Genomic DNA, 11948 nt, shown 5'->3' with positions numbered 1-11948 from the left:
TCGCAGTGACGATCCATCCCCTACGCCTCATCTGCGATATCACTTAGGTGTTTCACACTAGGATGACAGTTTCTTGAAGTTTCGATGAATTGCAATTGGATCTTCGTTTTTTTTCATAATTATCATGAGATTGTCATGTTTCGAAAAAGCGAAACCGATCTGAGGCAACTGTTTTTTATGCAACATTTTCTGCCATTCAGCATGGGTGAAGTGTCTAAAATTGGAAGTTTCGTTTCGAAAAAATTCGATACGAAAGATTTCGAATGTTGAGCATTATGCAAAGATTTGTCGGCTAATCACTTGATATAAAGGAGAAATACCTAGACGGCGAATAAAATCTATTTTTGCACCTTGCACGTTTCTGCGGATGAGCTGTCTTAATGTTTTAAGGCGCAGTTTTTCGAATGCGAAAGGCACTCCAACTTATCCACAGGCGCACTGTGTGCAACTCGCCGAATGCAACTTCTAATGCAAAAGTTTGCATACTCGAAAAGATGAAATGTATTCGTTTCAATCAAATAGAGTCATCTAATCGGGTTTTGTGACAGCACTGAGGGCGCGAAACTTATGCTCCACGCCCTCAAGTTGAACTCCTTCAAACTGAAGATATGCCCCAGACTAGTTGGAGGGGATCAACACTGCATCGACCACATGGATTATTCCGTTATCTGCAGGAATATCGGCGCTGATCACGTTCGCCTTATCGACTGTCACACCTGACGATGTTTTTGAGACGGAAAGTGTCTTGTCTCCAGTGCCTTTGATTGTCTTTACATGGATTGTCCGACCTGGCAGGTCAGTGGACGCGAGCTTTCGTGGCAGAACGTGATAGCTTAAGACCGCGATCAATTGATCCTTATTCTCAGGCTTCAGCAACATTTCTACTGTTCCATCCGGAAGAGCAGCAAACGCTTCATCGGTTGGAGCAAAGACAGTCAGGTTTTCACCGTCCGCTAACGTGCCGTCTAAACCAGCGGCCTGAGCTACAGCGATAAGGGTGTTAAACTGCCCTGCCCCTTGAGCTACCTCTACAATAGTTCCAGCATTAGCACTTACTGATCCAGCAAGAACAAGCGAGCTTACAAAAGATATCATAGATAAACGCATAGAACCCTCCACTTCCCAGAGATGTAAATCGGGGAATTACATAAGTTTTGGCTGCGACATCCTGCCGCGCACAAGTTCTTATACTGACCGGGATTGAAGGCAGATCACTCTGATCTGAATTTTATTTTGTTTCCTCGAATGCACGCAATGCTTCATCTCGTGATTTTTTGAGATCAACGATTGGCAGCGGATACGTTTTTCCCAGCACAACACCTGCATCCTGTAGGATGTCTTTAGGAGCTTCCCATGGTTTGTAGAGATATTTGTCCGGCAATTCTTTGAGTTCCGGGAGAAAACAGCGGGTGTAATCGCCATGGCCATCAAACTTCTCGCCCTGTAGGACGGGATTGAAGATACGGAAATATGGGGCTGCATCAGCTCCACAGCCAGCAATCCATTGCCAGCTTGCACAGTTGTTGGCGAGGTCTGCATCCACCAGGCAATCCCAAAACCATGCTTCGCCTGAGCGCCAATCCAGCAGCAGATTCTTTACAAGGAACGAGCCAACGACCATCCGCAGGCGGTTATGCATATAACCAGTTTGCCACAACTCCCGCATACCTGCATCGACAATCGGAATGCCTGTCTGCCCCTTTTGCCAAGCCAGCAAACGTTGATCATCAGAGACCCACGGAAAGCTGTCGAATTTGGTGTTGAGATTGATTTGAGGAAGCGTTGGGTTATGGAACAACAGGGAGTAAGAGAATTCGCGCCAGCCCAACTCACTCCGAAAATGGTCAATGTCGCGTGTCTCTTCGTACATGTTGAGCGCCGACCAGATTTGGTTGGGTGAAATCTCACCAAAGTGCAAGTGCGGAGAAAGTCGCGAAGTGTGCGTGAGAGCGGGAAAGTTTCGGCCTTCCTTGTAATTGGAGATACCGTTGTCGAGAAACGCATAAAGCCTGTTTTGCGCCGCTTTCTCTCCGTGCCTCCAACAATTGCTTACTTGCGCTGACCATGGACGGTTGTCGATCAGTTTCAGCTCATCAACAGACAGAGCGCCATTGGCAGTCACTTTATGCAGTTGCATTGACTTAGGAACAGGCAAGGGCTTACGTGGCTCGGAAGCCTGCAGACAGCCCTTGCGATAAAACGGGGTGAAGACCTTATAAGGGTCGCCATCTGGCTTCGACACCTGCCATGGTTCCCACAGGAGCGAGCCGTTGAAGCTCTTTGCAGTTATACTGGCGTCTTCCAGCTCTGACTTCAAATGGGCATCATGCTCAATGCGCCATGGTTCATAGCATCTGTTCCAGAAGACACCCGTCCCTCCTGTCTCCTGAAGAAGGTTTTTGATGACCACAGCCGGGTCACCCCGCATTATCAACAGCTGCCCTTTCAAGCTTTTATTGAGTGCTTTTAAAGAATGGTACAGCCAGTTCTGCGCCGCCCCGCCATGTTCGCGCGCGCCTTTTTCACCGTCATTCAGGATGTAGAGTGGAATAACCGCGCCCGCCTCGCAAGCTGCAGTCAGGGCAGGATTATCGCTCAAACGAAGATCTTGACGGAACCAATGGATAACGACGGGTGCAGTCATCGACAGCCTCTGCTCAAAATAAACAGTTACGGCAGATGTATAGCAATTTCCTTGCGTATCAATGGCAATAGAGCTTCAATTCTCACAGTGTCCAAAACATCAGTATCGCTGAAGTTGGCAGTAATCTAACGGAGGAGTTTGAGGTGGACTTGAAGCAAGAGATCGAGCAATGGGATGGTAAAAGCAAACAGGCTATCCTAGCGACTTTCAATCACCACCATGAAAGCGCTGGTTTTCTTAGTGCTTTGACAAGCTTGCTTTCTCACAAAAGCACAGAGCGCGGATCCAGTTGGTTGCTCAAACACCATTTTGACAACGACGGGCCCCCTCTAACCAAAGCACATGAAACTGAGATCCGAGCTTCCCTCCCCCAGCTAGATCACTGGGAGGCAAAGCTCCATATTCTTCAGATCTTACCTCACCTGTCTATTCCAACCGTTGGAGAAGAGACACTTGAGGCCTTTCTCAACGAGGGCATCAAAGCGAAGAAAAATCTTGTGCGTGCATGGAGTTATTACGGATTGGCTCTGTTTGCTGCACAGTTCCCCCAAAAGCGTGACGGCATAGCCATTCTACTGAAAGAACGGTCAGAAGCAGAAACAGGAGGCTCAGTGCGCGTGCGGATACACAAAGCTTTGCGGATGCTGGAGACTATAGAACCAGCTCAGTGACATTGATAAACTATTGTATTTGTTGGGAAATGTCAGACACTTTTGGCAAAATGTCTTTGGTGGAGCCTAGGAGGATCGAACTCCTGACCTCTTCGCTGCCAGCGAAGCGCTCTCCCAGCTGAGCTAAGGCCCCATACCATGCAGCATTTAAAACGGGCTTGGGTTGCCCTGCTGCGTAGTCTTTAAGGAAGGTATACATTTCTCGCGAAATGCCAGACACTTTTGGCAAAATGTCTTTGGTGGAGCCTAGGAGGATCGAACTCCTGACCTCTTCGCTGCCAGCGAAGCGCTCTCCCAGCTGAGCTAAGGCCCCATCATTTCTTCCTTAGGCACTGAAACTTCAATGAAGTTCGTGTGCCGATGGAGGCGGAACATAGATGGGCCGCCCCCACATTTCAAGAGAATACTCTCTTAACAGCCTGCAGTTTCACAAACTGTGGAAATTTTAGACTTCGTCGTCGTCGCGAGCCACAACGATGCCTGGTACGGAAGAGTCTTCGTCATCTTCATCGTCCAGGAATACATCGGAGTCATCACCACTGATGTCATCGCTGATATTTTCATCTTCCAGCTCAGGAATGTCTTCACCAGATGCTTCAGCGTCTGCTTCTTCCAGAGAAACCAGTTCTGCATCGTCTTTGACCAATGCTTCCTTAGCTTCTTCTTTCTGAACAGCTTTTACAGCCTTGGCTGTTTTTGCTGTCATGCCCAGATCAAACATGTCGCCACACTTAGGACAGATGATCGGGTCACGTTTCAAATCGTAGTATTTAGCGCCACACGCCGCGCACAAGCGCTTGGTTCCGAGTTCCGGTCTTGCCACGGTTCTCACCTTTGTTTGTATCTCGTTGACGGCCCCCTTAGCCTCAGGTTGGCCATCATGTCAAAGATAAATCTTAGAAATCTACCCGAAGTCGTACATTCACTGCTTAAATTTCGCAATAGTTCAATGCGCCCTAGGGTGACTGTCTTTTTCTTCCGTGTTAGGAGGAACTAGTTTTTTCAGTCTCGCAACCCCGGAAATGAACATGTCCCATAATTCGTCACCGCAAATTGTGACCGCTCACAGCGGCTCTCCGCTAAACGGTCAAATCAAAGTTCCAGGTGACAAGTCTATCTCCCATCGTTCTCTGATGTTTGGCGCCTTGGCGCTTGGCAAAACTACCATCTCTGGCCTTCTCGAATCAGAAGATGTGATTGGCACTGCAAATGCAATGAATGCCGTTGGTGCCAAGTGTGTTCGTCAGGAAGATGATACATGGACGGTTGAAGGTATTGGACTGGGTAGTCTCCTGGAGCCGGAAGCTCCAATTGACTTTGGAAACGCGGGTACAGGCGTACGTCTGGCAATGGGTATTTTTGCGAGCCACCCGATTGCCGTCACCATGACTGGCGATGCCTCGTTGTCTGGACGCCCAATGGACCGCGTCCTTAACCCGTTGCGTGAGATGGGTGTTCAGGTTGTTGCACGTAACGGCGACCGCCTGCCAGCTTCTATCCGCGGTAGCGACACTCCAATTCCAATCACCTATCGCGTGCCAATGGCATCTGCGCAGGTGAAATCCGCAGTGCTGCTGGCTGGTTTGAATACTGCTGGTACAACAACTGTTATCGAACCTGTTGCGACACGTGACCATACCGAGAAGATGCTGGTTGGTTTCGGCGCGGACCTGAAGGTTGAGGTGAACGAGAGCGGTGAGCGTATCATTACGCTGCAAGGCCAGCCGCAGCTACAGCCTCAGGACATTACGGTTCCTGGCGATCCATCTTCAGCTGCCTTCCCAATTGTTGCTGCTCTGATCACACCGGGTTCTGATGTCACCGTTGAAGGTGTGCTTTTGAATGAGCATCGCATTGGACTTATTACTAGTCTGCTTGAAATGGGCGCTGACATTACCATCTCGAATGAACGGGAAAGCGGCGGAGAAAAGATTGGCGACATTTGCGCCAAGTATTCACGATTAAAGGGTATTACGGTTCCAGCGGACCGAGCACCTTCCATGATTGATGAATATCCAATTCTTTCTGTTGCTGCTGCTTTTGCTCAAGGTGACACTGTCATGCTTGGTCTTGAAGAACTGCGTGTCAAAGAGTCAGACCGTCTGGCTGCTGTTGCACGTGGTTTGGAAGCAAACGGTATTCCGTGCGTTGAAAAACAGGACAGTCTGACTGTTACTGGTGGGGCAAACAATATTGGCGGTGGCACTGTTACAACACATCTGGATCACCGGATCGCAATGAGCTTCCTTATTCTGGGGCTCGCTGCACACAAACCGGTTCAGGTCGATGATGCAGCGCCAATCGCGACAAGCTTCCCAACCTTCCTCTCCATGTTTGGTGAGCTGGGTGGCAAGCTTGAAAATAAAAATGAGGAAGCTGCATGATTATTGCTCTGGATGGACCAGCGGCATCTGGCAAGGGAACGCTCGCACGCCAGCTCGCTGCGCATTTTGGACTCCGCCATCTGGATACTGGTTTGACGTATCGTGCTGTCGCCGCTGCGCTGCTTGCGCGCGGCCTGCCACTTGGTGATGAAAACGTTGCAATCTCTGTCGCCCAGAACCTTGATCTGGGGAATCTGGATCGCAATCAGCTCTCTTCCCACGAAATTGGTGAGGCAGCCTCTCGCATTGCGGTTCTTTCTGGCTTGCGCGAGGAACTGGTGAGCCTTCAGCGTGCATTTGCTGAGCAAGAGCCAGGTGCCGTTTTGGATGGCCGTGATATCGGGACTGTTGTGTGCCCGGACGCGACCGCGAAACTGTTCATTACGGCCTCTCCGACCGCCCGTGCAAAGCGCCGAACAGACGAGTTGAACGGCAAGGGAATTCCAGCAGATTTTAATGAAATCCTAGTGGATCTGGAGCGTCGCGACGAGCGCGATAGCACCAGAAAAGACTCTCCATTAAAACCCGCTGAAAATGCACACTTGCTTGATACGACAGAAATGGATATAGACTCCGCATTTCGTGCGGCTGTGGATATCGTCGAACGCGCCCGGAATTCAGCTGTTTCATAACAGCCTTCGGAGTTCGCGTTTGTTATATCAAGCGACTGTAACGATACCGAATTTGGACAAGAGTGACCGCTTTCGCCGGCCCACTTACTTGTAAGTGGTTGTTTTTCAACGCGAGTTGAAAACCGGAAGCCCTTGTCCTTTAGTGTTAACACAAACCCGCCGGCGAGCGCCATTCTTATGGCATCAGGAGATTTTATGGAAAATCAAAACTTTGCTGCTGAAGATTTTGCAGCTCTGTTGGAAGAATCCTTTGCGACTTCCGACCTTTTTGAAGGCACCGTTGTAAAAGGCATCGTTGTTGCTATCGAAAAAGACCTCGCAGTCATCGACGTAGGTCTTAAGGTTGAAGGTCGCGTTCCTATGAAGGAATTCGGCGCTAAAGGCCGTGACGGCGAAATGGCCGTTGGCGATGAAGTAGAAGTTTACCTTGAGCGCGTTGAAAACGCGATGGGTGAAGCTGTTCTGTCCCGCGACAAAGCACGCCGCGAAGAAAGCTGGGTTCGCCTTGAAGTTGCTTTCGAAGCTGGTGAAAAAGTTACTGGTCAGATCTTCAACCAGGTTAAAGGTGGCTTCACCGTTGATCTGGACGGCGCAGTAGCATTCCTGCCACGCTCTCAGGTAGACATCCGTCCAGTACGCGACGTTACTCCTCTGATGCACACTCCACAGCCTTTCCAGATCTTGAAAATGGACAAGCGCCGTGGTAACATCGTTGTATCCCGTCGTACTGTTCTGGAAGAAACACGCGCTGAACAGCGTTCTGAACTCGTTCAGAGCCTGGAAGAAGGTCAGACCGTTGAGGGTGTTGTTAAGAACATCACCGACTACGGTGCATTCGTTGACCTTGGTGGCATCGATGGCCTCCTGCACGTTACCGACATTGCATGGCGTCGTATCAACCACCCAAGCGAAGTTCTGACAATCGGTCAGACCGTGAAGGTGCAGATCGTTCGTGTGAACCAGGAAACACACCGCATCAGCCTCGGCATGAAGCAGCTGGAAACCGATCCATGGGATGGCATCGAAGCCAAATACCCACTGGATTCCAAGTTCTCCGGTCGTGTTACCAACATCACCGACTACGGTGCATTCGTAGAACTGGAGCCAGGCATCGAAGGCCTGATCCACGTCTCCGAAATGTCCTGGACCAAAAAGAACGTACACCCAGGCAAAATCGTTTCTACTTCCCAGGAAGTTGAAGTGGTTATCCTTGAAGTGGACGCTTCCAAACGCCGTATTTCCCTGGGCCTCAAGCAGACTCTGCAGAACCCATGGGATGCATTCGCACAGCAGTACCCACTTAACGCCACCGTAGAAGGTGAAGTTAAGAACAAGACCGAATTCGGTCTGTTCATCGGTCTTGAAGGCGATGTTGACGGCATGGTTCACCTGTCCGATCTGGACTGGAACCGTCCGGGCGAGCAGGTCATCGAAGAGTACAAGAAGGGCGACGTTGTTAAAGCAGTCGTTCTTGACGTTGACGTTGAGAAAGAGCGTATCTCTCTCGGCATCAAACAGCTCGACGCTGATCCGTTTGAATCCGCTGGCGATGTTGTTCGTAAGGGCGCAATCGTTAAGTGTGAAGTGACTGAAATCAAAGACGGTGGTCTCGACGTTAAACTCGTAGACGGCGACCTCTCTGCATTCATCCGTCGCGCTGACTTGTCCCGTGAACGTGGTGAGCAGGATCCTACCCGCTTCAACGTTGGCGATGTGATCGAAGCTCGTATCACTCAGTTCGACAAGAAGACCCGCCGCGTTGGTGTATCCATCAAGGCACTTGAAATCGCTGAAGAAAAAGAAGCGGTTGCACAGTACGGTTCTTCTGACGCTTCCTCTTCTCTCGGCGACATCCTCGCTGCAGCTATGAAGAAGCAGAACGACGACGAATAAGATCTAGCAATAGATTTTGCGAGAAAGCCCGCTCAAATGAGCGGGCTTTTTTGTTGCGTTGATGAGTGCGTTCATTTGCGTTGTTTCGCATTCTTTTGCGCGCTTATGTTTGAAAAGAGCTTTGGAACGTCCTGTTTCAGGGAGTTCTCCTCTCGGCAGAGTTAGCCCCTGATCTTCTTCAGGGAGCTCATCAGGAGTGCTCTCGGACCTTTTGGCATTGCGAGTACGATGCGCTTTGCTAAGGGCCGCAGGTTCTTGAGCCAGAGGCTGGCATAGAGCTGACCTTTGAAGGAGAGCGGGCTGACGGCATCAAAGACGCTGGCGACCTGTGAGGTCCATGTCATCTTGTAGCGCGAGGCTGGTTTCAGGAAATCGATCTTATCGATCCCAAGCGCAAAACACGCCTCGATGACGTCCATCTGGTGAAGTTTACCGGGACTGGATTGTTCGTAGTCCGGATTCCAATCGGCCATGTAAGCGGAATAGCAGCCTTCGAACAGGAAACCCCATTCGGTAGAGATTGGCAGATCACCATGCTTCAGCTCGAAAGCGATGAGTTCGCAGCCTTTGGCCGTGCCGTTGCTTAATGAGAGAAGGACGTTCTGCAAGCCATCACCTTCCAGAGCGCGTGATGAGTAGCCCATGGCTTCTACCCAGTTTTCACGCCCGTTTAAGGTTCGTAGAAGCAGGGTTTCAAGTTCCGGGTCTTCCTGCCGGACAACGCGATGTGTCAGGCCTGCGGATTTGTGCAGGCGATTGCGTTGATTGCGAATGGTTTTGCGGGAGCGGGCAGAGATGGACTTCAGATAGTCCTCAAAGCTATTCCACTGGTTCAGATCCAGCCATGGAGCGCCATCAGCCTCTCCGACCTCGGTAAAATGAGTGCTGGCGTACTCATAGAGTGCACCGCCCTCTCTGATCTGGCGGAGGTGGATGACATCTGCACCAGCCTTTTGAAGGTGTGGCTTCAGGTAATCCAATACGGCAGCAGGGTTATAGCCGGGTGTCAGCAGCATCTCTGAGTACTGCTGAAAAGGCTCTCCTAAACCAGTCAGCGCTTTCAGGGACTTTTGCTTTTCAATGCGCAGCGGCAGAACCGCGATCAGGCTTTGCTGGTCGTAGACAGCGAAGATTTTAGCTGATTGGACCGATGCAGGATTTTCAAGCATCGCCATGGTCCAGGCATAGCTTTGAAAGACCGGATTGCCTTTGGAAGCCTGCTCCAGCTGGTGCCATTGCTGCTGCAGTTCAGCTACCTCAACAGCAGACTGCAACACGCGCACAGACGGGTTTTGAAGTGCTTTTGTTGCAGAGCTCTGCTGCACAGAGGCGAGCTCGTTTGATGTGATAACATCTGCCTGCAACAAACTTCTCCCTTATCAATGCATAAAATGGCTTTAACTAAAGCAGTTTGCGTATCTTTGTCCGAAAATCGGCGTCTACTTTTCGGCGATATGCTTGAAATGACTGAATCTCGTGGCTCTCGCCCTAGAGCACGTTGCGTTCATTCGCACTCACACACCGTGCTCTAACTCCTGATATTTATACATAGTTATTTTCAACCAGTTAAAAGTAGAAGTATTTTATAGAAATCTGAGCATTTGAATTTCTCACATTTCTGTCAGGGACCTCAGTTCTAGAAATATTGTCTCCTCAGCATGGTTTCTCTCAGGGTGATGACAAATCGTCACTTGATTTATTGCCCAGCAGAAAATGGAATAGTCCTAATTTAATTCAGGAGGGTTTCATGAGTGATTTGAAAGTTGCGCTGATTGTTGCTGGTGGCAGTGGTATGGGTGCTGCTGCTGCACGTAAGCTGGCAGAGGACGGTTATAAAGTCGCCATCCTCTCTTCCTCTGGCAAAGGCGAGAAGCTGGCTGAGGAACTTGGTAGTGTCGGTGTGACTGGCTCCAACCTTGAAACTGCGGATCTCCAGCGTCTTGTTGATATTGCGATGGACAAGTGGGGCCGTATTGATACGGTTGTCAGCAGTGCTGGCCATGGGCCTAAAGGGCCGGTCCTTGAGCTCACCGATGAAGATTGGGCGAAAGGGATGGACTTCTATCTCATGAACGTGGTGCGTATCACCCGCATCGTTACCCCAATCATGGAAGCTCAGGGCAAAGGCAGCTTCGTCAATATTTCCACCTATGCCTTATTTGAACCTGAGGAGCTTTTCCCGACTTCCGGCGTGTTCAGAGCTGGCCTTGCTGCTTTTACCAAGTTGTTCGCAGACAAGTATGCTTCCTCAAACATTCGCATGAACAACGTGCTGCCGGGCTTTATTGACAGCTTGCCAGAGAAAGAAGAACGCCGCGATCGCATTCCAATGGGACGTTATGGCACCTCGCAGGAAGTGGCTGATCTGATTGCTTTTCTTGCCGGAGACACCTCCAGCTACATGACCGGACAAAATATCCGAATTGATGGCGGAATTACGCGCTCAATATAGGCTGGACAATTTTGCGAAGGCATCTGTCGCAATTTGCGGGATGCCATTCTCTCTCGATTAATCGGAGAGATCTTAAACCTATACGATCAGAAAGGGGCGGAGACGCCCCTTTTTTAACGCCACAACTCCTCCTCACCAGAAAGAAACAAAGCAGATTGTGTGATATGGAGCATTTACATGTGCTCAATTTTAATTAATGTGAATATTAATTCACTTTAATCAAAATAAACATAATAGATAAGCAATAGTAAATTGATGATAAGTTTTGATAACAACCTTTAATTTGCTATACACCACCTAAGATAGAGTCGTTTTTTGAAATTTTCTATTTCTGATTTCTATTTATCTTCAAGTAACATCTGTATATTACTTTACATGGCGAGCAAGAGAGTATCCCATTCTCTCAAACTCCACTGTGCTGTTTGTCTTGAAACATCGTTGAGGCCAATAACAAAAATAAGGTCCGGCAGCTTCAAGACTTCGGAATGCCCTAGCGGTCCGCCCGAAACCGCAGGGCTAACTGGAAACCCGTTTTACGCCGTCCTTGCAGCAATCGGCTTTGGGTTTCCAACAGCGCGCGGTGAACTATGCCCCTAGTTCTCGCGTCAAGAATTAAGATCACTGAACCTATCGGTTTTCAGAGCAATCGATAAAACAGTGGCCCAAAAAAGACGAAAAGTCCAACTGGCCCCATGGCCATACAGATCCCGTTCCGTTCTCAGCTCCCCCCCACCTCCTGATGAACGGAACGGATTTTTTATGCGATAAACATATGCTAGTTGCGACCATGCATTTATTTCGGGTATGACATTTCAAAAGGTGGCACTCCCCAGCCACGTCATTCAATCCGATAGGCAGCAAAAAACTAATGAAGAACTCTGCTAGCGAATGTCACGATATGACTCAGATCCGCGCAGAAATTGATCGTCTGGATTCCGAGCTGATTTCCCTGTTTGCAGAGCGCTGGACTTACATCACACGCGCCGCTGAAATCAAAAAACCAATTGGCCTGTCTGCCCGCATTGAAAGCCGGGTAGAGGAAGTTGCCAGCAACGTAAAAGCCCATGCCCGCGCGCATGGCCTGAATGCGCAGACCTATGAGACCATGTGGCGCGCACTGATGGAAAGTGCGATTGCGCACGAAGAAGACCTTATGGAAGCAGAGGAAAACGCAAAATAACATAGTATCGCCATTTTCTCTGGCATCTTAGTCGACTAGCATTACAACCAGAAATTTTCGGAGAATTAAGAGCCTACTTCCCCAAATTAACC

At 49.5% G+C, this 11948-nt stretch carries 10 protein-coding genes and 2 tRNA genes; 6 read left to right on the top strand and 6 right to left on the bottom strand.

What is annotated here, in order from left to right:
- Window positions 1-618: 618 nt before the first annotated feature.
- Complete coding sequence (locus PsAD26_RS03225) at window positions 619-1107, bottom strand: fasciclin domain-containing protein (RefSeq protein WP_063309244.1); 489 nt, start codon at window positions 1105-1107, stop codon at window positions 619-621.
- 121 nt (window positions 1108-1228) lie between these two features.
- Window positions 1229-2644, bottom strand: coding sequence for a deoxyribodipyrimidine photo-lyase (locus PsAD26_RS03220; protein WP_063309243.1), 1416 nt, complete (start codon window positions 2642-2644; stop codon window positions 1229-1231).
- Between the two features lie 143 nt (window positions 2645-2787).
- On the opposite strand from PsAD26_RS03220, the gene PsAD26_RS03215 reads away from it, so the two are divergent.
- On the top strand, window positions 2788-3315 hold the full coding sequence (locus PsAD26_RS03215; protein ID WP_063309242.1) for a hypothetical protein: 528 nt from the start codon (window positions 2788-2790) through the stop codon (window positions 3313-3315).
- 57 nt (window positions 3316-3372) lie between these two features.
- On the opposite strand, the gene PsAD26_RS03210 is transcribed toward PsAD26_RS03215, so the two are convergent.
- The 3 genes from PsAD26_RS03210 to PsAD26_RS03200 all read right to left on the bottom strand — a co-directional run bounded on the left by PsAD26_RS03210 (window position 3373) and on the right by PsAD26_RS03200 (window position 4138).
- Window positions 3373-3448 (bottom strand) — tRNA-Ala (locus PsAD26_RS03210).
- A gap of 104 nt (window positions 3449-3552) precedes the next feature.
- Window positions 3553-3628, bottom strand: a tRNA-Ala gene (locus tag PsAD26_RS03205).
- 132 nt (window positions 3629-3760) lie between these two features.
- Window positions 3761-4138: a TIGR02300 family protein gene (locus PsAD26_RS03200; protein ID WP_063299470.1), complete on the bottom strand. Its 378-nt coding sequence runs from the start codon at window positions 4136-4138 to the stop codon at window positions 3761-3763.
- 205 nt (window positions 4139-4343) lie between these two features.
- Here PsAD26_RS03200 and aroA point away from each other — a divergent pair, with 205 nt between their 5' ends.
- The 3 genes from aroA to rpsA all read left to right on the top strand — a co-directional run bounded on the left by aroA (window position 4344) and on the right by rpsA (window position 8224).
- Complete coding sequence (gene aroA, locus PsAD26_RS03195) at window positions 4344-5699, top strand: 3-phosphoshikimate 1-carboxyvinyltransferase (RefSeq protein ID WP_063309381.1); 1356 nt, start codon at window positions 4344-4346, stop codon at window positions 5697-5699.
- Entirely contained in the window at window positions 5696-6331 is a 636-nt protein-coding gene (gene cmk, locus PsAD26_RS03190) for a (d)CMP kinase (protein ID WP_063309241.1), read from the top strand. Before aroA ends, cmk begins: the two co-directional genes overlap by 4 nt.
- 195 nt (window positions 6332-6526) lie before the next feature.
- Window positions 6527-8224 (top strand): 30S ribosomal protein S1, encoded by a 1698-nt coding sequence (gene rpsA, locus PsAD26_RS03185; RefSeq protein ID WP_063286510.1) that lies wholly within the window; start codon window positions 6527-6529, stop codon window positions 8222-8224.
- Between the two features lie 161 nt (window positions 8225-8385).
- Here the strand turns inward: rpsA and PsAD26_RS03180 are convergent, their stop codons facing one another.
- On the bottom strand, window positions 8386-9588 hold the full coding sequence (locus PsAD26_RS03180; protein WP_208985479.1) for a GNAT family N-acetyltransferase: 1203 nt from the start codon (window positions 9586-9588) through the stop codon (window positions 8386-8388).
- 383 nt (window positions 9589-9971) lie between these two features.
- Between PsAD26_RS03180 and PsAD26_RS03175 the strand changes: the two genes are divergently transcribed.
- Window positions 9972-10676 (top strand): SDR family oxidoreductase, encoded by a 705-nt coding sequence (locus PsAD26_RS03175; RefSeq protein WP_063309239.1) that lies wholly within the window; start codon window positions 9972-9974, stop codon window positions 10674-10676.
- A gap of 868 nt (window positions 10677-11544) precedes the next feature.
- On the top strand, window positions 11545-11856 hold the full coding sequence (locus PsAD26_RS03170; protein ID WP_063286507.1) for a chorismate mutase: 312 nt from the start codon (window positions 11545-11547) through the stop codon (window positions 11854-11856).
- Window positions 11857-11948 lie beyond the last annotated feature (92 nt).

Origin of the sequence: Pseudovibrio sp. Ad26 (assembly GCF_001623285.1) — a bacterium.
Classification (GTDB): Bacteria; Pseudomonadota; Alphaproteobacteria; order Rhizobiales; family Stappiaceae; genus Pseudovibrio; species Pseudovibrio ascidiaceicola.
This window is presented reverse-complemented; position numbering and strand designations above follow the sequence as displayed.

What these genes read in the sequence shown, in the direction of transcription:
- PsAD26_RS03225 (WP_063309244.1), bottom strand. Translation starts at nt 1,107, where the DNA reads ATGCGTTTATCTATGATATCTTTTGTAAGCTCGCTTGTTCTTGCTGGA.
- PsAD26_RS03220 (WP_063309243.1), bottom strand. Translation starts at nt 2,644, where the DNA reads ATGACTGCACCCGTCGTTATCCATTGGTTCCGTCAAGATCTTCGTTTG.
- aroA (WP_063309381.1), top strand. Translation starts at nt 4,344, where the DNA reads ATGTCCCATAATTCGTCACCGCAAATTGTGACCGCTCACAGCGGCTCT.
- cmk (WP_063309241.1), top strand. Translation starts at nt 5,696, where the DNA reads ATGATTATTGCTCTGGATGGACCAGCGGCATCTGGCAAGGGAACGCTC.
- rpsA (WP_063286510.1), top strand. Translation starts at nt 6,527, where the DNA reads ATGGAAAATCAAAACTTTGCTGCTGAAGATTTTGCAGCTCTGTTGGAA.
- PsAD26_RS03175 (WP_063309239.1), top strand. Translation starts at nt 9,972, where the DNA reads ATGAGTGATTTGAAAGTTGCGCTGATTGTTGCTGGTGGCAGTGGTATG.
- PsAD26_RS03170 (WP_063286507.1), top strand. Translation starts at nt 11,545, where the DNA reads ATGAAGAACTCTGCTAGCGAATGTCACGATATGACTCAGATCCGCGCA.